The sequence below is a fragment of the Pseudalgibacter alginicilyticus genome (genome assembly GCF_001310225.1).
Lineage (GTDB): Bacteria > Bacteroidota > Bacteroidia > Flavobacteriales > Flavobacteriaceae > Pseudalgibacter > Pseudalgibacter alginicilyticus.
In genome coordinates this window covers 2,435,253-2,460,841 of sequence record NZ_CP012898.1, presented here as the reverse complement: position 1 = coordinate 2,460,841, position 25,589 = coordinate 2,435,253, and the positions used below count along the sequence as shown (strand labels likewise).

15 protein-coding genes are annotated in these 25,589 nt (G+C 32.8%); 10 read left to right on the top strand and 5 right to left on the bottom strand.

From position 1 onward, the window contains the following. The first annotated feature begins 254 nt into the window (after nucleotides 1-254). From gdhA to APS56_RS10120, 4 genes are all read left to right on the top strand, one after another. On the top strand, nucleotides 255-1,598 hold the full coding sequence (gene gdhA / locus APS56_RS10135) for an NADP-specific glutamate dehydrogenase (protein WP_054727742.1): 1,344 nt from the start codon (nucleotides 255-257) through the stop codon (nucleotides 1,596-1,598). A 128-nt stretch (nucleotides 1,599-1,726) separates the two neighbouring features. Beyond that, nucleotides 1,727-4,066, top strand: coding sequence for a type IX secretion system anionic LPS delivery protein PorZ (gene porZ, locus APS56_RS10130; RefSeq protein WP_054727740.1), 2,340 nt, complete (start codon nucleotides 1,727-1,729; stop codon nucleotides 4,064-4,066). After that, a complete protein-coding gene (gene recO / locus APS56_RS10125) occupies nucleotides 4,066-4,785 on the top strand; it encodes a DNA repair protein RecO (RefSeq protein WP_054727738.1) in 720 nt (239 codons plus the stop codon). Before porZ ends, recO begins: the two co-directional genes overlap by 1 nt. Nucleotides 4,786-4,788: 3 nt before the next feature. Next, nucleotides 4,789-7,191 carry a TonB-dependent receptor plug domain-containing protein gene (locus tag APS56_RS10120; protein ID WP_054727735.1) on the top strand — a complete coding sequence of 801 codons (2,403 nt, stop codon included), beginning with the start codon at nucleotides 4,789-4,791 and terminating at the stop codon, nucleotides 7,189-7,191. 197 nt (nucleotides 7,192-7,388) lie between these two features. Here the strand turns inward: APS56_RS10120 and APS56_RS10115 are convergent, their stop codons facing one another. Continuing rightward, complete coding sequence (locus APS56_RS10115; protein WP_054727733.1) at nucleotides 7,389-8,336, bottom strand: hypothetical protein; 948 nt, start codon at nucleotides 8,334-8,336, stop codon at nucleotides 7,389-7,391. A gap of 220 nt (nucleotides 8,337-8,556) precedes the next feature. Between APS56_RS10115 and APS56_RS10110 the strand changes: the two genes are divergently transcribed. Continuing rightward, entirely contained in the window at nucleotides 8,557-9,558 is a 1,002-nt protein-coding gene (locus APS56_RS10110; RefSeq protein ID WP_054727731.1) for an NAD(P)H-dependent glycerol-3-phosphate dehydrogenase, read from the top strand. Nucleotides 9,559-9,585: 27 nt separating this feature from the next. Here APS56_RS10110 and APS56_RS10105 read toward each other — a convergent pair whose 3' ends face one another. From APS56_RS10105 to APS56_RS10090, 4 genes are read right to left on the bottom strand one after another with little or no spacing between them, the layout of a single operon-like run. Then, nucleotides 9,586-11,421, bottom strand: coding sequence for an alpha-L-rhamnosidase-related protein (locus APS56_RS10105; protein WP_054727729.1), 1,836 nt, complete (start codon nucleotides 11,419-11,421; stop codon nucleotides 9,586-9,588). Nucleotides 11,422-11,452: 31 nt separating this feature from the next. Then, complete coding sequence (locus APS56_RS10100; RefSeq protein WP_054727727.1) at nucleotides 11,453-12,643, bottom strand: Gfo/Idh/MocA family protein; 1,191 nt, start codon at nucleotides 12,641-12,643, stop codon at nucleotides 11,453-11,455. A gap of 45 nt (nucleotides 12,644-12,688) precedes the next feature. Next, nucleotides 12,689-14,038: a Gfo/Idh/MocA family protein gene (locus APS56_RS10095; RefSeq protein WP_054727724.1), complete on the bottom strand. Its 1,350-nt coding sequence runs from the start codon at nucleotides 14,036-14,038 to the stop codon at nucleotides 12,689-12,691. 28 nt (nucleotides 14,039-14,066) lie between these two features. Then, on the bottom strand, nucleotides 14,067-15,443 hold the full coding sequence (locus APS56_RS10090) for a 3-keto-disaccharide hydrolase (RefSeq protein WP_054727722.1): 1,377 nt from the start codon (nucleotides 15,441-15,443) through the stop codon (nucleotides 14,067-14,069). Nucleotides 15,444-15,702: 259 nt separating this feature from the next. Between APS56_RS10090 and APS56_RS10085 the strand changes: the two genes are divergently transcribed. The 5 genes from APS56_RS10085 to APS56_RS10065 all read left to right on the top strand — a co-directional run bounded on the left by APS56_RS10085 (nucleotide 15,703) and on the right by APS56_RS10065 (nucleotide 25,563). Next, entirely contained in the window at nucleotides 15,703-18,771 is a 3,069-nt protein-coding gene (locus APS56_RS10085) for a SusC/RagA family TonB-linked outer membrane protein (RefSeq protein ID WP_054727720.1), read from the top strand. A gap of 18 nt (nucleotides 18,772-18,789) precedes the next feature. Further along, entirely contained in the window at nucleotides 18,790-20,442 is a 1,653-nt protein-coding gene (locus APS56_RS10080) for a RagB/SusD family nutrient uptake outer membrane protein (protein ID WP_054727718.1), read from the top strand. A gap of 137 nt (nucleotides 20,443-20,579) precedes the next feature. Next, nucleotides 20,580-22,916 (top strand): GH92 family glycosyl hydrolase, encoded by a 2,337-nt coding sequence (locus APS56_RS10075; protein ID WP_054727716.1) that lies wholly within the window; start codon nucleotides 20,580-20,582, stop codon nucleotides 22,914-22,916. 11 nt (nucleotides 22,917-22,927) lie between these two features. After that, the gene (locus tag APS56_RS10070) at nucleotides 22,928-24,232 is read left to right on the top strand and encodes an alpha-L-fucosidase (RefSeq protein ID WP_054727714.1); all 1,305 of its coding nucleotides are present in this window, start codon (nucleotides 22,928-22,930) and stop codon (nucleotides 24,230-24,232) included. A gap of 23 nt (nucleotides 24,233-24,255) precedes the next feature. Continuing rightward, nucleotides 24,256-25,563: an alpha-L-fucosidase gene (locus tag APS56_RS10065; protein ID WP_054727712.1), complete on the top strand. Its 1,308-nt coding sequence runs from the start codon at nucleotides 24,256-24,258 to the stop codon at nucleotides 25,561-25,563. Nucleotides 25,564-25,589: the final 26 nt, after the last annotated feature.

Here is a 25,589-nt window from a genome sequence, read left to right as displayed (position 1 = left end):
TATAAAAACAGAACAAAGAAACAAACAGTGTGCTATCTTATAAAAGTAAATAAAACATATTCCCAAATTATTTATAAATAATTTACAGTATTATTTTTTGGAGGTATATTATATTTGTTTTTTGCAAATCAATTAAATAATACACGGGTATAGGTAATCATTAAAAATAAGCTTGAATATTGCTGATATTACAGTTTTTATATAAGTAAAGGTAAAAGATTATGATACTTTTGTTATGAATTAAAATAAACTAAATGAAAAATATCATTGATGGCTTTTTAGCCCTTGTTAAGCAAAGAAATGATCATGAACCAGAATTTATGCAAGCTGTGGAGGAACTGGCTGAAAATGTCATCCCCTTTATTGTTGAAAATGAAAGATATTATGGTAAAAACCTTTTGTTAAGAATGGTGGAACCAGAGCGGGTTTTAATTTTTAGAATAACCTGGGTAGATGATAACGGAGAAATACAAGTAAATAGAGGTTATAGAATCCAAATGAATTCTGCTATAGGACCTTATAAAGGTGGTTTACGCTTTCATCCATCAGTTAATTTAAGTATTTTAAAGTTTTTAGCTTTTGAGCAGGTGTTTAAAAACAGCCTTACTTCATTACCCATGGGAGGAGGTAAAGGCGGTAGTGATTTTAACCCTAAGGGGAAAAGTGAAGGTGAAATTATGCGTTTTTGTCAAGCATTTATGAGTGAAATGTATAGACATATTGGTCCAAGTACTGATGTTCCTGCTGGCGATATTGGAGTTGGAGCTAGAGAAATTGGGTATATGTTAGGAATGTATAAAAAGCTTAAAAATGAGTTTACAGGAGTTTTAACAGGAAAAGGCTTGTCATACGGAGGCTCTTTAATAAGACCTGAGGCTACCGGATATGGGGCAGTATATTTTGCCCAAAAGATGCTTGAGACTAAAAAAGATACCATATTCGGAAAAAATGTAGTTATTTCAGGATCTGGTAATGTAGCGCAATTTGCCGTTGAAAAAGCATTGCATTTAGGAGCTAAAGTGTTAACACTTTCTGATTCTTCAGGCTATGTATATGATGCTGACGGAATAGACGAAGAAAAGTTGGCGTTTGTTATGAAATTGAAAAATGAAAAGCGTGGTAGGATTAGTGAATATATTGAAACGTATCCAAAAGCGACGTTTGTTAAGGGTAAAACACCTTGGGGAATTAAGTGTGATATAGCACTACCATGTGCTACTCAAAATGAACTTAATGGAGATGATGCTAATATCCTTTTAGGTAATGGTTGTATTTGTGTTGCTGAAGGTGCTAATATGCCTTCAACTTTAAAAGCTGTTGAAGCTTTTCAAAAAGCTAAAATATTATATGCTCCAGGGAAAGCTTCAAATGCTGGCGGTGTAGCAGTTTCAGGATTAGAAATGACTCAAAATTCGTTAAGATATCAGTGGACTAGAGAAGAGGTAGATAATAAGCTTAAGAATATTATGTCAGACATACACAAGTCATGCTTAAAATATGGAACTTGTGATGACGGTTATGTAGACTATGTAAAGGGTGCCAATATTGCAGGATTTGTAAAAGTAGCAGATGCCATGCTTGCGCAGGGTGTTGTTTAAATTTCTTTTAGAAAACATTAATGATCAAAGCTTCTTGAATAAATTCAAGAAGCTTTTTGTTTTAAAATATATCATTTTCAATTAAAACTCGTTAGATATAAATATATTTGAATCTTGAAAAAAGTAACATGCTTAAAAAAATATTTTTATTAGTAGTTTTTCTATGTCCTCTCATGCAATTTGGACAGGATTTTTCAGACCTGTGGAAAGGTCACTTTTCTTTTTTTAATATTAAAGATGTTATTAAGGGGAATAACAAAATTTATGCAGTTTCAGAAAATGCTATTTTTAGCTATGATTTGCAAACCAGTGTTACAGAGGGAATTACGACTGTAAACGGATTGTCAGGAGAAACTATTTCAACTATTTATTACAGTGAAGAATTTGATTTATTGATAGTTGGTTATGAAACCGGACTTATAGAAATTGTTTTTGATAATGATGAAAATATTCTTACTGTTGTAGACATTGTTGACAAAGGAACCATTACTCCTGTCAACAAACGGATTAACCATTTTTATGAGTTTGGTAATGTTGTTTACGTTTCTACTAATTATGGTGTGTCAGTTTATGATTTAGAACGTTTAGAATTTAGTGATACTTATTTAATAGGTGATTCTGGTAGTCAAATAAAAGTAAGCCAAACAGTAGTTTTTGACGGATACATTTATGCTGCATGTATGGATGGAAATGGGATAAGAAAAGGGCTTGTGTCAAGTCAAAACTTAATTGACTATCAGAATTGGCAAACGGTGGTTTCTGGTAGTTTTAGCGCCATTCAAAGTATTGAAAGTAACTTGTATACATTGCGAACCGATAGAAATATTTTTAGATTGACAAATGACGTTTTAAATTCTTTATTTCAATACAGTACACTTCCTGTTGATGTAGAGTCAGATGATGCGAATTTAATTATAACCACAGCCACTAATGTTTTTGTTTATGATGGCAGTTTTAATCTCATATCTCAAATAGATGTAAATAGCAACTTTTCTACCACTTATAAATCTGCTATGGTAGATGCAGAATATGCTTATGTGGGTACAAGTTCATATGGAATTTTAAAAACACCACTTTCAAGTCCGGTTTCTTTTGAAGAAATACATCCAGATGGACCGTTATTAAATATTCCTTTTTCAATTACTGCAAGTAATAATAATTTATGGGTTACATTTGGTGATCATACCTTATACCATAATCCATATCCATTAAATAGTAGAGGAATTAGTCATTTAAAAGGAAAAGATTGGATTAATACACAGTATAGTGATTTGTTTGGAGCAAAATGTTTAAATACTATTACAATAAATCCTTTTAATACGAGTCAGGTGTTTATTAGTTCTCTTTTTAGTGGCTTATTAGAAGTTAACGATGAAATACCAACCGTATTACATAATCAAACCAATAGTGGCTTAGAGTCTTTAATAGATGTATCAAATCCAAACTATATTGATATTAGGGTAGGTCCTACAACCTTTGACGATAATGGACTCTTGTGGTCATTAACGGGGTTAGTAGATAAGCCTTTAAAGTCATATAATCCAGTTAATAATCAATGGCAATCTTATGATTTTGATGAGATAATTTCAAATCCTTTTGATAATAATGGGTATAATAATATTATCATAGGAGATGACCAGACTAAGTGGATTAGTACTATTGCATATGGTGTTATTGCATTTAATAATGAAACAAAATTAATAAAAAACCTTGTTGGAGAAGATAATGGTTTGCCCATAGAACTTGTTACAACTTTAGCTTTAGATAAAAGAAATCAACTTTGGATTGGTACTTTTAGGGGATTACGTGTGCTATACAATACTTCAGATTTTTTTACTAATGATGAGGCATATGCTGAACAAGTCATCATTTTAGAGGATGGTATTGCACAAGAATTATTATTTCAACAATTTGTGTCGGATATAGAGGTTGATGGGTCTAATAATAAATGGATTGGTACAGTAGGCACAGGTCTTTTTTATCTATCTTCAGATGGACAAGAAACCATCTATCATTTTACAACTGACAATTCTCCCTTACCTTCAAATGATATTAATGATGTATCCATTGATAGTAGTAATGGAGTGGTATATATTGCAACTACTAAAGGCTTAGTGTCATTTCAGTCTGGAGGATCTAGTACAACAGAAGATTTAGAAAGCGCTTATGCTTATCCAAATCCGGTACGCCCTGGTTTTAATATTCTTGAAGATAAAGTGAAAATCAAAGATATATCTGAAAACGTCAATATTAAGATAACTGATATTGAAGGTAATTTGGTTGCAGAGGCCCAATCAAAAACTAATTTACGTTATCAAGGGTATAATTTAGAGATTGATGGAGGTACAGCTTATTGGAATGGAAAAAACTTAGCTAACAATATTGTTGCATCAGGTGTTTATTTAGTCATGTTGTCTGATTTAGATACTTATGAAACCAAAGTTATAAAATTAATGGTTATACGATAATGCTTGTTAACACCCATGCCATTGTACTTTCTAAATTAAAATATGGCGATAACGACGTAATTGTAAAGTGTTATACACGGCAGCTTGGTCTTGTTAGTTTCTTATTAAGGAGCGTTTTAAAAAGTAAAAAAGGTCATAATAAAATAGCGTATTTTCAACTGTTATCTCAACTGCAAATAGACATTGTTTTTAAAAATAATCGGAACCTTCATACTATTAAAGAAACTAAATTACATCATTCATATGCCAGTTTACACACCCATGTTTTTAAAAGTGCTATTGTAATGTTTTTGGCTGAAGTACTTTCCAATATTCTACAAGAAGAAGAACAAAATGAAACGCTTTACAATTATTTGGAAACAGCATTAATTTGGTTGGATTCACAAACAGAATATGCAAATTTTCATTTACTCTTTTTATTGAAATTAACGAAATATATAGGGTTTTATCCTGAGGAGGAAAATTTGGATAGTAATTATTTTAATCTTTTAGACGGAATCTTCGAAATAAAACCTACGAATAAGTATAGTATTTCAGGTGAAAATTTAAACCTGTTAAAACAGCTTTTAGGCACAAAATTTGAGGCATTATCTACAATAAAAATTAATGGTTCCCAAAGGCAATCATTTTTAAATATGATTTTGTTGTATTATGAGCTACATTTAGGTTTTTTCAAAACACCAAAATCACTACAAATATTAAATCAAGTTTTTAATTAAAACATGAAGGTTTTTTTCTTCTTCTTTTTTGTAGTTGCCTTGTCGCAAGCGCAACAAATAAAGGTGCTTAATAAACAAACAGAAGCTCCTATTTGGGGTGTGGCTATTTATAATTTTGATAAAACTAAAAGTGTTATTACAGATGCAAATGGCGAAGCAAACATTAAAATGTTTTCAGCATCTGAAGTATTGTATTTTCAGCATTTGTCTCATATTATCAATAGTAGAAAAAAATCTGAAATAGAAAAAAATCATATAGTTTATTTAGAATCTAATACCCAAGGGCTTGATCAAATTGTTATTTCGGCTTCTAAATTTGAGCAAAATAAAGTAGACATTCCACAGAAAATTATCAGCATAAATGCTAATCAAATAGAATTTATGAATCCACAAACCACTGCAGATCTGTTAGAAAACACAGGGCAAATATATGTTCAAAAAAGCCAAATGGGTGGTGGTAGCCCAATGATTAGAGGGTTTTCAACCAATAGATTACTTATTACAGTTGATGGTGTGCGAATGAATAATGCTATTTTTCGAGGGGGAAATTTGCACAATGTGATTTCAATTGATCCTTTTGCTGTACAGCGTACCGAGGTTACTTTTGGTGCTGGATCTGTTATATACGGAAGTGATGCTATAGGTGGTGTTATGAGCTTTTATACAAAAGATGCTCAGTTATCCTATACTGATACCTTGCAAGTAAAAAGCAATGTAGTGGTTAGATATGCAACGGTAAACAATGAAAAAACAGGACATTTTGATATTAATTTGGGCTATAAAAAATGGGCATTCTTAACCAGTACTAGCTATACCGATTTTGGAGATTTAACTATGGGGTCTTATGGGCCAGAAGATTATTTAAGACCAGAGTTTGCTATGGTAACTGATAATGGAGATGTTATTATTGAAAATAGCAATCCTAAAGTTCAAAGAGTCTCTGGATACAATCAAATAAATATGATGCAGAAAGTTCATTACGAAGCTTCAAAAAAGTTTGCTTTCGATTTTGGAATACATTATACAACAACTTCCAATATTCCTAGATATGATAGGCTAATTAGATATTCAGAGAATGATTTGAGATCTGCCGAGTGGCATTATGGCCCTCAAAAATGGTTTATGGCAAATGTTCAAGCCTCAAAGATGCGTAGTAATTCTTTAATTTATGATAAAGCTAAAATAACTTTAGCATATCAAAATTTTAAAGAGAGTAGGGAGGATAGAGATTTTAATTCTACCATCAGAAATAAGCGTGATGAGGCACTTGATGCTTACTCTATTAATTTGGATTTTGAAAAAGATTTGAGTTCTAAAACAGGGTTTTTCTATGGTGTTGAGTATATATATAATCAAGTTATGTCTCATGGTCAAGAGGTAAACATACAGAGTAATATATTGACTCCCACCGTTTCGAGATATCCAAATGATGCTAACTGGAAATCTGCTGCAGTTTATTCTAGTATTAAATACAAACCAAACTCGCAATTTGTATTTCAATCAGGGTTGAGGTTTAATCATATTACATCGTATGCTAATTTTAAAGAAAACAATGTTTATTTAAATTTACCTTTTGAAAGTTCTAAAATAAATGCAGGAGCGTTAACTGGAACAGCCGGGCTCAGGTGGTCGCCCAATACCATTATGCAGTGGAAGTTAAATGGTTCTTCTGCTTTTCGAGCACCCAATATTGATGATATTGGAAAAGTATTTGATTCAGAACCAGGGTCTGTTGTGGTTCCTAATAAAGATTTAAGACCTGAATATGCTTACGGGGGTGAAATAGGTTTAGGTTTGAATTTTAATAACGCTTTAATCTTAGATTTAAGTACGTATTACACCCATTTAGATAATGCATTAGTTAGAAGAGATTATACTTTAAATGGTAATACAGAAATTGTTTATGACGGTGAATTAAGCAATGTACAAGCTATACAAAATGCATCAAAAGCCTGGATTTATGGATTTGAAGTTGGTTTAGAAGCAAATTTTACAGAACAATTAAAGCTAACATCTCAATACAGTATTACTAGAGGTACAGAAACTGATGGCGGTATTGAGGTTCCTATTCGTCATGTAGCTCCAAATTTTGGAAACACGCATTTAATTTGGGCATCTAATAACTTTCAAGTAAATGTATTTGCTAACTATAATAATGAATTATCATATCAACAATTGGCTCCTTCAGAAATAGAAAAGGATTATATTTATGCTAAAGATACTAATGGAAATCCGTACAGTCCTTCATGGTATACCTTTAATATCAGAACACAGTATAAAATTACTGATTCTACGTCATTTACAGCAAGTATTGAGAATATTACAGACCAACGTTATAAAACTTACTCCTCGGGTATAGCAGCAGCAGGCAGAAACTTTGTTTTGGCTTTAAAGTATAGTTTGTAGTGTTTTTAATGAAATCTTAATTTAAGTCAAGGATTTATGCATTTAAAATTTGTAGAACTACAAAGTGGGTTTTGTGACCTATAATTAGTTGACTTTTTTAGTCAGACAGCTTGAAAGTATTTTATAAAAAGACACCGTTTAAAGTAGATACTTTAAACGGTGTCTAAACTAAATAACCAACCAAAATTTTTATATTATTATCGAGTACTTTCTCTCGGATTTTCTATTCTTTCATTTTTAAATTTACGTAACTTTTCTGTAGAAGCTATTTCTGTTTCTTTTCCTTTTATATTGCCTTCTTTTAGATATTGAATGTATCCTCTGCCTTTAAATTGATACACAGTTTTGGAAGCTGGATGATATAGTTCAATCGTTTTGTCATTTATAACGCTTAATTCAAAATATTCATTGTCAAAGAAATCATAATCTAATGTTAAAGTTTTTAAATATATATTTCCTGTTATATTTCCAACACCATAAAGTCCTGTGTAATCCCAATAAATATTATTAGGGTTTTTACCTATTCCATCCTGCGAACTTTTAAATTCAGAATCATTCCCACCTGCTAAAAACTGTAAGTAGTTTTCATTGTCAAATTCATTTATTGCTCCGAAATTACTGGTATATGTTTTTTCCCAAGCATTATATTCTTGTAGGAAGTAATGAATGTTATCATAGAAAACAAAATCATAATCAAAATTACTACGTTGGTAACCTTTTAAAAAATATGATGTATCGTTATTTGGGTTGTATAACTCGATGGTATTATTGTTTATTTGATAGACATCAAAGGTTGAAAATCCATCAATATCATGCTGTACGTCTAAAATCATATTGTAGGCATCATACTCTGCAACATCAATTCCTAATCCGTTACCAGTTTCACCCAAGCCAACAATGTTATTATTGGCATACATTACACCATTTCTAAACGAAATTGTGAAAGCTTTTTGTAAAAATGGAGTTTGTCCGTATCCTATAGTAGCATTAATATCTACATACCATAAATCATAAGTGCTTAGTAGTTGATTAACACTGATACCTGGTTCATCAATTATATATTCATCTACAACCAATTCGGTATAGCAGGAAGTAAAAAGTGTGGCACTTAGAGCAAAGCTGAAAAGTAATTTTATAGTTTTCATAGTGTCTGAATTTATGTGTTAATAGTTATAGCGTTTCAAAACCTATGCCAAAAAAATAATCGCATTTTTAAATGATAGATATAACGCTATTTTCATGTTTTTTTACGTGGTTTGATAGGTATATATAGTAGTGTTTATGAGAACTTTTAGAATCTTTTATTACACGACTTGATAAAGAAAAATAATTATGTATTTTTGAGATTGTAACTAATGAAATTTTATGAGCAAACCTTTAAAATATGCGGTTTTTGGTGCAGGAAGTTGGGCTACTGCTATAGTAAAAATGTTTTGTGAAAACTTAAATGAAGTAGGCTGGTATATGCGTAGTGTTTACACAAAAGAACATTTGTTAAAAGAACAGCATAATCCTAATTATTTAAGTTCAGTAGAATTTCATTTAGAACAATTAAAATTAAGCAATGACATTAATGAAATGGCTCAATATGCTGATGTTTTAGTATTTGTAATTCCTTCTGCTTTTATTTATAGTGAATTGGAAAAACTAAATATTAATATTTCCAATAAAATCATTGTATCTGCTGTTAAAGGTATTATCCCCGAAACTGGTTTATTAGTTGGTGAACATTTTAGTGAACGTTATAATATTCCTTTTGATAATATTGCTGTTATTGCGGGGCCTTGCCATTCTGAAGAAGTAGCTTTGGAGCGTTTATCTTACTTAACTATTTCCTGCTCAGATGCTAAAAAGGCACTGGCCATTGCCGATAGTTTATCAAGTGATTATATTAAAACTAAAATTAGTGATGATGTTATTGGTATTGAATATGCGGTTATGTTGAAAAACATTTATGCTATTGCCGCTGGCATGGCACATGGTTTGGGGTATGGCGATAATTTTCAGAGTGTTTTGATGAGTAATGCCATTCGTGAAATGAAACGTTTTATAAAAAAAATGCATAAAATGAAACGTAACATTAATAATTCAGCTTACTTAGGTGATTTATTGGTAACAGGTTATTCTGTTTTTTCTAGAAACCGTATGTTCGGTAATATGATTGGTAAAGGTTACACTGTAAAATCGGCTCAAATGGAAATGAGCATGGTTGCTGAAGGATATTATGCCACTAAAAGTGCTCATTTGTTAAATGAAAAAAATAAAAAGAAAACTCAATTACCTATTATAAATGCTGTTTACGAGGTGTTATATGAAAATAAAAACCCTAAAAAAGTATTTAAAAAACTTACTGAACAGTTGGATTAAACATTGCAAACCTTCAGTAAAAATGATTTAGTATTTTATTTCAATTTTACTTAAACCATTACTAAGTTTTAAGTTTTTGCTATGTTTGACTTTCTTTTTATTAAGATAAACTTTATTAGCGTTGTTTGGAACTATAAAAACAGCCGTCAAGTTTTCTGGAATATCAATAGAATAAATATCTTTTTTATCACTTTCTTTTTTAAAATCAGCTTCAATGACTCCGTTTTTTGTGGGAACTGTTATATTTGAAAAAGTTAAATCTGCTAATTGAGGTTTTATCTCTGCTATTTTAAAACCTGGCGTTTTAGGCTTTATACCCCACATATAGCGTGTAATAACATTTAAAGGAGCTGTTCCCCAGGCATGATTCCAATCTAAATTTGGTTTGTATTTCACATCCCATGCTTCTAAAGCCATTGTTGATCCTAATTGTATCATGTTCCACCAATTACGATCACCAGAAGTATCTGTAATTAAATCCGAAGCATATTGCGCCTCATTGTATTTATAAAGTCCTTCTAATAAATATTGTGCACCATAAACACTACAAGCCATGCCTCTTGTTTTTATGAAATTGGTAACTGTTTTTACATATTCATTTGGAACCAAATCAAAAGCTAATGGTAGCATATTGGCGTGTAAAGACGAATGACTTGAGCCTTCACCATCAATATAATACCCTTTTGTTTTATCAAGGAATATGTCATTAATAGATTTTTTTGTAATAGCAGCCTTATTTTTAAAAAAAAGGACATCTTTTTCATAATTGAGAAATCCAGCAATCTCTGCCATTAATTTTAAATTGTAATAGTAAAAGGCATTAATAGCAGTATTGACCGCCACAATTTCATAACCATCTCTTTCACCCTCAGCAGTGGCTAATTTCCAACCCGTATCTTTTTGTGCTGGAGGCCAGTCTATAATATCTTCAATTTTTTTACTTCCTTTTTTAAAACCTAATTTTCTAACCAATTCATCGGTAAGATTTGGAGATTTAGAGCTAATCAAGCCATCTGCACGTTCCAAATCCATTAAAGTTTTTAACTTTAAACTGTTATAATGTTTTTTTAAAGGTTCAATATCTCCCGTATACATATAATCTGCATGAAACATTAAAACTGTGTGCAATAGCCATTCTGTTGGCCATGTTGGATTATCTATAAAATACTCATTGGTCCTTCTTGCTATTGTATATTCATTATCTACGCTATAATGGCTCAATTGATTGATATAAGCATCTGCTTCGTAAGGAATACGTTCTCTATCTCCATCTACATAATAGCCAGTAAAACTTGTAGCCTTTATGGTGTGTTTACACATATCCCATATAGAATCCATAATTTTATCTGAAGATGAAAATGAACTAATTGCATCATTGAATTTATAGTGAATAGCCTTCTGTTTTATTTGAATAGCTTCTATGGGAATTTTTAAATTTTCAATTTCGCAATATCTAAAAGGAATAATTGCCCCAATTTTCTCTGGAAGTCTGATAGCATCACCTGTAGTATTTCTTTTGTAGGGAGTTAAACTAATAGTTGTGGGTTTATCAGACACTAAGTTATTAAGTGTTGATTTTCTATATCGAATGGTAGCACCTGGGTTTCTGTCTATTCTATTAGGAACTTCTAACTTTTCACCCAAGTGAAAGACAAGAGAGTCATTTTGATTTTCATTAGATGTTATCTCTACAGTTCCAAAAAAGGCCCTTCCAAAATCTATAAAATAATGACCATCTTTAACTTTTATAATGTCTTTGGGCTCTATAAAAGATGTTTCTAAATCAAAGTCATTTGTTTTATTTTGAGCTTGAGAAAGTGTGGCTGTCACTACTAGTAACAGTAAATTAAGAATTTTTTTCATTAAGAAATTGCTGTAATGTGATGTTTAATTTTTAATAAAATTCAGGGCTTTTAACAATTTCATTATTATACATGGCATCTAATCCCATCTGAATACATAGGGCTGTATTTGCACCCGTTTTAACATCAGAAATAGGCTTTTTATTATTAATAACGGAATCTTTAAAATCTATTAAAGCTTGCAAACTTGGTTCTTTATGATCAATGGTAATGGGAATGCCTAATCCTTTGTCCCATTTCATAGTGGCACCGGATACACCATCAACAATGGCTAATTCTTTTTTTGCATTAATTCCTTCAGGATAAAACCATGCTTTTGCATAATTTAAAATGATAGTACCTTTATCACCTAATACTTTTATTTGATAATCATCTTTAGAATTGCTTGTTAAACACGTGAATTTGGCTCTTACACCACTTTGATAGTCATAAATTAAATGAATGTTATCGTATGTTTCACGACCATCTTTATAGTAATCAACTCCACCAGTTCCCATAACTTGGGTAGGGGTTTCATTTAGAACCCAATTAGAAAAATCTATTTGATGCGAACTCAGTTCTGCAGCCAAACCGCCTGAAAATTCTCGATACATTCTCCAATTTATTGTTTTTTCTAATTCAGGATTAGGAACGGGACGTCTCCAATTTCCATGTCTGTTCCACTGTGATTCAAAAGCAGCAATTTTGCCTATTTTTCCACTTTTGATAAGATCAACAACTTGAGTGTACAATCGAGAACTATGATATTGGTGTCCTGTTTGAAAAATAAGATTTTTTGAATTCTCAACTTTGCTAACTAAATTATGTATGCCTTCGTAACCTTTGGCCATTGTTTTTTCGCAATACACATGTTTTCCCGCATCTAAAGCGTCTATAGCTATTTGCGAGTGTGTATTGAATGGTGTTGAAACTAAAACAGCATCAATATCTTTATTGTCTAATAACTTCCGATAATCGCTATAAGCTTTAGCTTTTCCTTTTACAGCATTAAGACCTTTTTCTAATTTGAAAGGTAAAATATCGCAGCATGCAATAACATTAAAGTTGTCAATGCTATTAATATTTGCTGTAAGTCCAGTGCCTCTATCTCCAGTGCCAATAATTCCTATATTTAAGGTTTCATTAGCATTTTTATAGTCCAACACATTTGTCATAGCTGTTGCAGATGTTGTAATTGCTGCAGATGCTATCGAGCCTTTTATTATAAATTCTCTTCTTTTCAATTTTTTGGGGTTTTAGACAATAAAGATTTGATATATTATTTACTATTAAACAGGTTTAATTTCCCAACCAGGCTCATAGGTTCTAGACCACAATTTCATGGCTTCACGGTTAAAAATTCTACCTGTATTTTCATCAACTTCAAAAGAGTTATCAATTCTAGATGCAATATTGGCATAATGTGTTAGCATTTGGCTGATAGCACCTTCGTCAATAGGTGAAGTTAATTCTGCTTTACCTCTAATGGCGTCAAAGAAGTTTACCGTATGTGCAGCAGAAAGCTGACCGCCACCACCAAGTGCATTGCCATCTTCAATACCTGGAATTAGGTTTTGCTTGACTTCTTTTCCTTTCAAGTCGTATTGTTTGTAACCATCACGATTAACAAAAATTGAGCCATTTGAGCCATAAATAATAGTACCTCTACCAGAGCCATATTTATCATAACCATTTCTACTACGTCCGTCCCATTGAATGGTTCTGTTACCAGCAAAGCGGAAAGTAGCCTCCATGGTGTCATACATTTCCCAACCATCATCTACATAATGAAATTTCCCAGATTTAACTTCTACATGTTCAGGGTATTTTACATCTAAAGCCCAGCGTGCAATATCTAATTCATGGGTGGCATTGTTTCCCATTTCTGCTGTTCCATAATCCCAGCCGTACCAATGCCAGTTATAATCCCAAGTATTATCTGTGTAATCTCTTCTTGGTGCAGGTCCTTGAAATAAATCCCAATCTAAACCTTCTGGTGGTGCAGTTTTTGTTTGGTGAGGTACAGGACCTCTTTTGCTGGTGTAAAAAGCAATTGCATTATAAACATCACCAATCACACCCTCGCGAATTCCTTTTATCATTTCTTGCGATTGTAATGAAGAACGTTGTTGGTTCCCCATTTGCACCACCTTATTATATTTTTTTTGGTAAGCAACCACTAATTCTCCTTCTTCAGGGTTATGAGTACATGGTTTTTCTAAATATACATGCTTCCCAGCTTGCATAGCCATACATGCACCAGGTGCATGCCAATGGTCTGGTGTAGCCATAAAAACAGCATCTACATCTTTATCATTTAATACCTTTCTGATATCATTTTCTAATTTGGGTTTGTTTTTTATTCTTTTGGAAACGGCAATAGCAGCTTTATCGCGTTGACTTTTCATAACATCACATAAGTACGTTAACTCAACATTATTTTTTTTGTCCGCTATAGCAGACATATAAGCACCGTAACGTCTGCCTAACCCTTGAAGCGCAACGTTAATTCTATCATTAGCACCTATTATTTTAGAATAACTTTTGGCAGACATGGCATTTATACTATGAGAAGCTATAGTTGCTCCTACAGCCCCTAAAGCTGTTCTTTTAATAAAATCTCTTCTGTTAGAACTCATATTTTTTATATTTAATCTTTTGTCTTATTTAATTAATTGGACGAATTTTTATGTTTTTAAAAGAAACTAAATCACCATGATCTTGAAGTAATATTTCTCCTTTGTCTAACTCACCAAAATTAGGCCATTTTGCATATTTGCTTTCTGATACTAATTTTCTATATTCATCACTTTTTCTTTCATATTCTAAAACTTTTACTCCGTTTAACCAATGTTCTACATGATTATTTTTAGAAATAATATGAGCTGTATTCCATTCTCCAATTGGATTTACAGGTTTATTTTCATCTGCTTTTATTAAATCATATAGCGAGCTAACAGTTCTACTGCCTTCATGATTACCCAATTTAGCATCTGGATGTAAATCATCATCGAGTATTTGAAATTCTAAACCGATTGAAGATCCTGCTCCTTTATTTAACTCTGTATCTACATAATATTTTATACCGCTATTAGCTCCTGGGGTTAATTTAAAATCTACTTTTAATTCAAAATCACTAAATTGCTCTGTCGTCACTATATCACCTCCTGCTCTAGATTCAGCACCACCAGATGATAATACGCTAAGTACACCATCTTCAATAACCCATCCTTTTTCTGGAAAGCTTTCTAATTTAGCACCACGCCATCCATTGGTTGTTTTGCCATCCCATAACATTTTCCAACCTTTTTTAGATTCATCAATAGTTAAGTTATTTTTTGTTATGATAGGCTTAATGGGAGATTTTGTTGAATATTTAGAAACACTATCTGTTAATATTTTTACGTTTTTCCAAATGATTTCTGTGCCTTCTTTTTTGTCATCATGAATACTGTGTACCTGTAAACAGATAAATCCAGAAGCTGTTTTATCGTCAATTAAATGAGCAGCAGGGACCCCATTTACCCAGGTTTTAATGGTATCACCAATAGCTTCAATACGATAGTGATTCCAATCGTTTTGTTTGAATGCTTTTTGTGCCTCTGGGTTATCTGTTAGGGGGTTTAACCAACCTCTCCTAGCTTCATCATAAATGCCTCCACTCCATGCTCTTTCAGAAGGATCTATCTCAACCTGATAGCCATGAACCCTACCGTCTTTGTAATGTGGGAAGCTATTACTGCGTATTTGGATACCCGAATTCATAGATGGGTCAACTTTATAATCTAATTCTAAAATAAAATCGCTGTATAATTTATCTGTTGTTAAAAATGAATTAGGAGTATTATGTACGGTAGAGCCAACAATTGCTCCATCTCTTACCGTATAATTTGCCTTTCCTCCTTTTTGATTCCAGCCGTTAAGAGTTTCTCCATCAAATAGGGGTTTCCAAGGTGTTTTGTCTTCTTGAGCACCTTTGCAATTTAAAAATAAAGATAGCACTGCAAGCAGTAGTATTTTGTTATAAAAATTAGTTTTTTTCATGTTAAATGTTGGTTTAATTATTAGCTTACTAAAATACCATTTTTAATCTAATTTCTAATGGACATGTTATACAAATTCATGGATTTTTTTGCTGTTTTTTACTCAAATATAACAGTTATATCAGTGATCTTATAACTCCAAAACTGATACGATTTTCATTAACGAAATTGACAAGTTCATCCATAGTTTAGAATAAATCATCCATTTATTAACAATTTTTTAACTGTAGCTTAGCATAAATAACTAAACATATATAAATATGAAAAAACTAAAACTTTTATTAACCTCCTTATTAATAGGTTATTCAAGCATCTCTTGGGCGCAAACCAAAGTGTCCGGAGTGGTTACAGACAGTCAAAACATACCTATTCCAGGGGTTAATGTTGTTATTAAAGGGACGTCAACTGGAACGGTTACAGGTTTTGATGGAAATTATGAAATCAATGCTAATCAAGGTGATATTTTAGTCTTTACGTATCTTGGTTTTCAGACAAGGGAAGCTACTTATAATGGACAATTGCCTTTCAATCAAAAATTGCAAGAAGATTTGGCTCAACTTGATGAAGTGGTGGTAATTGGTTACGGTTCTGTAAAACGAACCGATTTAACAGGGGCAGTTCAATCATTAGGAGCACAAGAAATTACCCAGCAGAAAAAAACCGATCTTGGTCAGGCCTTACAAGGGCGTATTGCAGGTGTAGATGTTAGAGTCACCAATAACAAACCTGGCGCACCTCTTTCATTTGACATTAGAGGTAATACCGTAATTAAAAACAGTGATGAAGGTACTAATGGATTAAATGAAGCAAATGATCTTTCCAAACCATTATTTGTGGTTGATGGTGTGTTTTTTGAAGATATAAATATTTTAAACCCTGCAGATATTCAGCAAATTGATATTTTAAAAGATGCATCGGCAACTGCTATTTATGGTTCACGAGGTGCCAATGGCGTAGTAATTATTACTACCAAAAACGGCGTGGAAGGTAAAACAGTGTTTTCTTATGAAGCTACTGTAGGTATAAATTCAGTAGTTAACAAGCCCGAAATGTTTAATGGAGATGAATATGTGGCTTTTGTAGAAGATGTATTAAGAAGTAGAGTTTGGCAAGGTATGTTTGATTTTAATGCGCCATATTATCCTACGGTTGATGACTATAATAATGCTGCAATTAATTTTACTACTGAATTCAGAGAAACCAATGAAGAAGCTAGTAATGTGGCCAACCGTCGTTATACAGATTGGCAGAACGATTATATAGAATCAGGACTACAAACGAGTCATAATATTGCTATGTCTGGTGGAAGTAATGGTCTAACGTACAATGGATCTATTGGGTATTTAAGTAATGAGGGTATTCAGGGTGGTCAAGTATTTGAACGTTATAATTTAAATACTTCTGTTACTAAAAAAGTATCTGATAAATTTACAGCAGGTTTAAAAGCATATTTATCGCTATCAGAACGAGAAACAGGTAGTAATGAGTTGTTTAGAAGCACGTTGCGTTTAGCGCCAACGGTAAACCCACGCGACACAGAAGGAAACCTTATCCTCTTTCCAGACGACCAAGATGGACGTTTTTTAAATCCTTATTATGAAGCTTATGAAGAATCTTGGTTAAACAACACCAGAACCTTAGATGTTATAGCTAATGTATTCTTAAATTATAAGCCTACGGAATGGTTAAGTTTTAAAACACAATTTGCACCCAATTTGCGAACTATACGGCATGGGCAACAATTTGGATTGCTAACAAAATCAGCAAGAAATGAAGCACCTCGTACACGTGCATACTACGACGCTTATTTTGATACCTCTTATTCATGGGATAATATTGTAGATTTAAACTTTGATGTTGCAGAAGGACATAACTTAAAAACAACCTTAATTTCTTCTGTGTATTACAGACAAGACGAAAACAGTAAGATTGAAACCAGAGACTTTGATACTGATGTATATAAATACTACAATACCGCTGCGGGATTAAATCCACTAACGTATGCAACAGACTATGAAAAAGAAACCTTAGCTTCTTTTGCTGCAAGATTAAATTATAGTATAGACGATAAATACCTATTTACTTTTACAGGAAGGTATGATGGGTCTTCTAAACTGGCTGTTGGACATGAGTGGGCATTCTTCCCGTCGGCAGCAATTGCATGGAAAGCCACAGAAGAAACCTTTTTACAAGATGTTGATTGGTTAAACAATCTTAAATTGCGTGTAAGTTATGGAGAGTCCGGTAACGATAATGTATTGGGCCCTTATCAATCCTTTGCTTTTTTAGGCGGAGCAGATTATGCATTTGGAAGCGAGCATTTAAATGGTGCAAATGTATCCGGACTAGCTAACTATGATTTAACATGGGAACGCTCTAAAGAGTTTAATGTAGGTATTGATTTAGCAGTTTTACAAAATAGAATAAGTTTAGGCTTAGAGGTTTACAACAAAAAAACAGTAGATGCCATTTTGGAAAAAGAGTTGTCTGCTATAACAGGTTACGGTACAGCTATTGGTAACTATGGTTCGGTAAGAAATAAAGGGGTGGAAGTCACACTAAGCACTACCAATATCCAAACTGAGAACTTTAAATGGACAACGAACTTAAACTATGCGCGTAATAAAAACGAGATTGTAGAATTAGATGGTGATTTAGATAAACTTCCTTATGGGGCTCATGGTGTGCGTCAAATAGGACAACCAGTGGATGCTATTTATAGCTACAAAATAATTGGTATTTGGCAGATAGATGAGGCCGCTGAGGCACATACTTACAATAGCTTCCCAGGTAGATGGAAGTACGCCGACCTAAATGATGATGGTATTTTAAATCAAGAAGACAACACAGTAATCGGATCTATATCTCCTGATTGGATTGGAGGTATGACCAATACCTTTACCTATAAAAACTTTGACCTGACAGTACAAATGCATACCAGACAAGGTGTTTACGGGCACTCAGAGTTTTATAACAACTTTGCGCCTTGGCAGAATGATCAAGCTAAATTCAATAAGGTAAAATTAGATTATTGGTCGCCTAATAATCAGGATGCCAAAAATCCAGCAGCAGCTTATGCTTCAACAGGAAATGACTATTATGTGGATGCTGATTTTGTTAAGATTGGTAATATTGGAATTGGATATAATGCTAAACAAGCTATGTTAGATAAGCTAAAAATGTCTAGCCTAAGATTAACTTTAGATATTCAAAACCCATTTACTTTTACCGATTATGCAGGACCAGACCCAGAAACTGCATTGGGTGATACATATAACGCCGGTTATATGATGAAAACAGTATTATTCGGACTTAAGTTATCGTACTAATTTTTAAATCTATTAAAGATGAAAATATATAAAAATATAAAACCAATTTTAGCATTGCTCATGTTTTCAATGCTTTTAAATGCCTGTGATGACTTCATACAAGAGGATAACTATACAGATATTACAAGTGAAACTTTTTTGAATGAAGATAATGCCGATCAATTAATAATTGGCTTATACACCGCAACAAGAGGCGTATATAGAAACCACAGTTATAAATTTGAAGGAACAGACCTGTTTACAACTAAAAGCGAACTATACGCTTTTAATAGTGGAAACGATTATAATAATTTAGTGCCACCTACCACAAACGGTGTTTGGAGTGGTAATTATAATGTAATATCCAAAGCCAACACAGCCATTAACCGTTATAACAACCAAATTAGCTGGAGTGACACGAATTTAGACGCTAAAGCTTATGGTATAGCCCAAGCACGTGCCTTACGAGCATTAGCATTTTTTAATTTAGCGGTACAATACGGCGGTGTGGTATTAGATCTTGAAGAACCGTTAAGCATACGTAATGATTATACGCGTTCTACAGAAGAGGAAACCTTTACTTTGATTATTAGTGAATTAGAAGCAGCCATACCAAACCTTGAAAATAGCCCAGAAACTGGTCGCTTTTCCAGACGAGCTGCACAACACCTTTTATCTGAAGTGTACCTTACTCGTGCCTATAAATCGTATGCAGGAGCGAACGATTTTCAAACAGCGGCAGATTTAGCGGTACAAGCTATAGACGGGTATGATATTAGAACCCAAACATTTGCTGAGGTGTTTGATTATGATAATCAAATAAATGATGAAATTTTATTTGCCGCACAATGGGAAAACAATGCATTTGCAAGTGATAGAAATAACAACAAGCACTCCTTATTTATGTACAATCTATTCGATTATCCGGGAGTAAGCCGTGCAAACCAATATGGTGTACAAGGAGATGGTTTGATGATGACACCCTATTTCTACTCATTATTTGCTGATAACGATACGCGTGAAGACGCTACCATACATCGTGTGATTTATGCAGACGAACCTGGGTTTTCGGTTGGATCAGATGTAATTGTACCTGGTGACACCTTGGTGTATTTTCCAAAACAAGCATTAGATGTAACAGAGCTTACCGATAAATTAGATCGCTATTGGGTATTTCAACCAGATGAATACCTGTGGGGCAAGCCAGATGATATTGCAGGAGTAAATTACACGTATTCATCAAATCCATATTTTGTAAATTTCCCAATCATGAAAAAGTTTGATGATGAGATTTATTTTGATGAAAATGGTGGTGCACGAGACACCTTTATTTTTAGAGTAGCAGAAACCCATTTATTAGCTGCCGAAGCTTTTCTTGGAGCTAATAATACTACTCAGGCGTTGTTTCATATAAATAGGGTTAGAGAGCGTGCTACAGGAGTTGCCAATCATTATGCTAATATAAATTTAGATATTATCTTAGAAGAGCGTGCTTTAGAATTGATAGGAGAAACCAACCGTTGGGCTGTGCTAAAACGAATGGGTAAATTAGAGGAGCGTATAGAATTATATAACCCACATGTAATTGACCATGGTGCCTTTGATGCTTCAAAACATCTATTACGCCCCATACCAACACGAGAAATAGAATTATCACCTAATACAATGGAGCAAAATCCACTTTATGAATAACATTAGTTTTATTTGTTTTGAGTTAGTTTGTATTTAGTTTATATAGGCAGGCGAATTTTTGTCTGCCTATATTTTTAATATCTGATTCTTGAATTATTACATCATAAAATACATTGATACCCTTTAAATAAGAAACAATGAAGTTGAATTATAGCCTTAAAAGCAAAATAAGTTTTATAAGTTTTATAATCATTGCATTTACATCGTGCAAAAATCAAGATAAGTCCATTGATATTGATACAGTGAAAAGTGAACAGGTTATAGACTATGCAGCCAAAGTGTATCCGTTGTTGGATACTGAAAACTCTAGATGGTTTTTCTTTTCATCGGCTAACCGTCCTTTTGGGATGGTAAACTTAAGTCCCGATACTCAAATAGGGGGTGCTTGGGGTAGCGGCTATAGATATAAAACAGATACAATAAAAGGTTTTAGCCATATTCATGCGTGGCAAATGTCAGGTATTTCAGTAATGCCTGTAACCATTTCTGATGATAGTAGAAAAAGTATTTATAAAGATTTTTACTCTCAGTTTAATCATGATAAAGAACAAATAACCCCAGGACATCATGTTTTGGAGTTAGAAAGATTTCAGATACAAACAGAATTAACAAGTACCAAACGTGTAGGGTTTCACCAATATACATTTCTTAAAAACACAAAGCCTTCAATTCTGTTTAACCTAAACACCATTTTGGGTCCGTGTGTAAATTCGGGTGGCTTATTAGAACTAAATAATGGCAATGAACTTTCTGGTAGTGTTGTCATGGAGCCTACCTCTAGACGTCCAAAACCACTAACTGTTTATTTTAAAGTAAAATTAAACACTGAAATAACATCTATTGCACAAGATGAAGAAACAAAAAATTACCTCGTAAATTTAAAAAACACACAGGACAAGGTTTTGATGAAAGTGGGTATATCTTATACGTCTATTGAAAATGCAGATATTAATATTGATAAAGAATTACCTCACTGGAATTTTGAGGCTGTTGTAGAGCAATCAAAAAAAGAATGGAATAGTTTATTGAGTAGAATACAGGTAAAAGGAGGTACTGAAAAAGACCAAACCAGATTTTATACAGATTTATGGCATGCACTTCAAGGACGCAGAATAATTAGTGATATTAATGGTGCCTATCCTGACAATACTGGAGAAAAATTTAGGATAGGACAATTACCTCTAGATGAAGCTGGAGTCCCAAAATTTAATCATTATAATTCTGATTCATTTTGGGGAGCGCAATGGACCATAAATACGTTATGGGGTTTAGCGTATCCCGAAATTATGGAAGATTTTGTGCACTCTCTAATGCAGTATTATAAAGATGGTGGCTTAATACCCCGTGGGCCTTCTGGTGGTAATTATACCTATGTTATGACAGGTGCCTCATCAACACCTTTTATAGTTAGCGCTATTCAAAAAGGAATTATTCAAAACGATTTAGAATATATATATCAAGCTTTAAAAAAGAACCACCTGATTGATGGTATCATGGGAAAATCTGGTTACGAACACAACACCAACTTAGGGGGTGGTTTAAAATATTATATAAATAACGGCTATGTACCTTATCCGCTTCCTGATGGTAGGTTTGGTATTCATGAAGATGGTGCAAGCATGACCTTAGAGTATGCATACCAAGATTGGACATTAGCGCAATTAGCTAAAAAATTAAATCATATAGAAGATTATGATTATTTTATTAAGCGTTCAAAAAACTACCAAAATGTTTATGATGCTGAAACTACTTGGGTACGCCCAAAAAATATTGAAGGTGTTTGGAAAAAAGACTTTGACCCCTATCAAGTAGAAAACGGGTTTATAGAATCTAATAGCGCACAATCAACTTGGTTTGTTCCTCATGATTTAAGTGGCTTAGCAGAACTAATGGGAGGCAAAGAAAGCGCAGTAAAAAAATTAAATTATCAATTTGTAAAAGCAGAAGATTTAAATTTTGCGGCAGGTACATCACATTCTGTTGAAACTCATCCAGAGTATAGTAGAGTGCCTATTAATTTTGGAAATCAGCCTTCTATTCAAACTTCCTTTGTGTTTAACCAATTAAACAGGCCAGACCTTACACAGTATTGGACACGTAAGGTTATTGAAAAAACTTTTAGTGGTTTATCGCCTGCAACAGGTTATAATGGTGATGAAGATCAGGGACTTATGGGGAGTTTAAATGTATTGTTGAAAATGGGTTTGTTTCAAATGAATGGAGGTACTGAAGAAAACCCCGAATATCAAATTGGAAGTCCTCTTTTTGAAGAAGTTAATATTAAATTACACCCAGATTATTATTCAAATAGTATCTTTACAATTAAAGCAAAAAATAACAGCACTTCCAATATTTATGTAAATCAAATTAAATTTAATGAACAACCTATTGAAAACTATAAAATAGATCACAATGCTATTATTTCAGGTGGTGAATTGAATTTGGAGATGTCAAATAAACCTAATAAAAAATAGTAAATATAATTATGTCCTTCAAGATTAAAATCACTTTTGTATTAATTATAACCGTATGTTTTTCGGCATTTTCACAACTTAAAAATAAGCCAGAACTCAATGAAGCATTTATGGATATGGGGTTTGGAATATTTATACATTGGAGTTTGGATTCGCAATTAGGTAGTGTGATTAGTCACTCTATGGTTGGTGCGTCTGAAGATTATGTAAAAAGGTATATGGAAGAACTTCCTAAAACTTTTTATCCAGATAAATTTGACCCAGACGAATGGGCAAGATTATTTAAGTTAACAGGTGCGGAATATGTGGTTTTTACCACCAAACATCATAATGGATTTTGTATGTGGGATACTAAAACAACAGATTTTAATATTATGAATACTCCTTATGGAAAAGATATTACTGCCGAACTTTTTACAGCCTTGCGTAAGCATGGTTTAAAAGTAGGAGTCTATTTTTCGCCAGAGGATTTTAGTTTTTTAAACAAACAAGGCGAACTCATTTCACGAAATAGTATGATGAGTCAAATCACAGAAAATGTTGAATTATTAGAATATGATAAAAAACAGGTTAAAGAACTAGTTACTAATTATGGACAAATAGATGTTATCTTTTTTGATGCGTTTAAAACAGGACCTATCGTTCAATATGTACATTCATTAGATCCAAATATCGTTGTTACACGTGGTGAAATGAAAACTCCAGAGCAAAAAATACCTGATGGAGCAATGCCTGGCCCTTGGGAAACGTGTATGACAATGGGTACACAATGGGCTTATAAGCCAACAAATGAAGTTTATAAAAGTGGTAAAGAACTTATTAATAAATTGATTGAAATACGCGCTAAAGGCGGTAATTTTTTAATGAATGTTGGGCCTAAACCTAATGGAGAAATACCAATAGAACAAGAGGAACGTTTGAGAGAAATAGCGCTTTGGATGTTTATGAACAATGAATCTGTTAAAAACGTACGAACTCTACCTAACGTAATAAAAGAAGGAGATTTATGGTTTACTAAAGCTAAAGATGAAAATACAGTTTATGTTTTTGTTCCTAATGAACAAGAATGGTTTAAAGGCAAGAGAAGACTATTTTATACGGAAAAATTGAGAACAACAAAAGAAACGGAAATTTCTGTTTTAGGACAAAATGATTTGGTTGTAGAATATTCGCCAAATAACATCCCAACATCTCGCTTTACGCAGCGCAATCACAATGTAGAAATCTCAATTACAAGAGCACAAAGGGTTTACAACGATAAAATTTGGCCAAATAAAGTGGTAGTTAAGTTAACCAATATTGAATTTGTAGAATAATCTGAAAATAATAAATAAATATCATGAAAATACAAAGTAAATACGCCGTTTTAGTTTTAATGTTAATTACATTTTCTTCTTCGTTTGGACAACTAAGAAATACCCCCGCACAAGTAGAAGATTTTATGGATATGGGGTTTGGAATATTTATACATTGGAGTTTGGATTCGCAATTAGGTAGTGTGATTAGTCACTCTATGGTTGGTGCGTCTGAAGATTATGTAAAAAGGTATATGGAAGAACTTCCTAAAACTTTTTATCCAGATAAATTTGACCCAGACGAATGGGCAAGATTATTTAAGTTAACAGGTGCGGAATATGTGGTTTTTACCACCAAACATCATAATGGATTTTGTATGTGGGATACTAAAACAACAGATTTTAATATTATGAATACGCCCTATTCAAAAGATATAACAGGGATGTTAGCAAAGTCATTAAGAAAGTATGGGATGAAAGTAGGGTTCTATTTTTCGCCAGAGGATTTTAGTGTAATGCATAAACAAGGACATGTTATTTCTCGTAAGGGTAAAATGGCTGGTGTAGATGAAAATTCAGAACTTTTGGCCTACGATAAAAAACAAATAGCAGAATTAATTGATAATTACAAACCAGATATCATGTTTTTTGATTCGTTTAAAAAAGCAGATATCGTTCAATTTGTACATAAAAAAGATCCTAACATTATGGTTACTAGGGGTGAAATTCAAACTCCAGAACAAAAAATACCTAATACAGCAATTCCTGGTCCTTGGGAAACGTGTATGACTATGGGTACACAATGGGCTTATAAGCCAACAAATGAAGTTTATAAAAGTGGCAAAGAACTTATTAATAAATTAATTGAAATACGCGCTAAAGGTGGTAATTTTTTAATGAATGTAGGGCCAAAACCTAATGGGGAAATACCAATTGAACAAGAAGAACGTTTACGCGAAATAGCACTTTGGATGTTTGTAAATCATGAAGGTGTAAAGAATGTAAGATCTGTTCCTGGCCTTATTAAAGATGGAGATATATGGTTTACCAAAGCCAAAAATGAAAATACCGCTTATGTTTTTATTACAAACCAACAACATTGGTTTAAAGGTTTTAGAAGAAACTTTTTATTAAAAAATATAAAATCTACAAAAAATACTGAAGTATCTGTATTGGGTCAAAACGATTTGGTAGTAGAATATTGGCCAGAAAATAACCCAAAAACTACTTTTACTCAGCATAAAGACCGTTTAGAAATATCAGTAAGTAAGGCCCACAGACTTTATAATGATAAAATATGGCCAAATGCTATAGTGGTTAAAGTTACAAATGTTGAATTTACTGAAAACTAAATTAAGTTATTTAAAATGAAATTTTA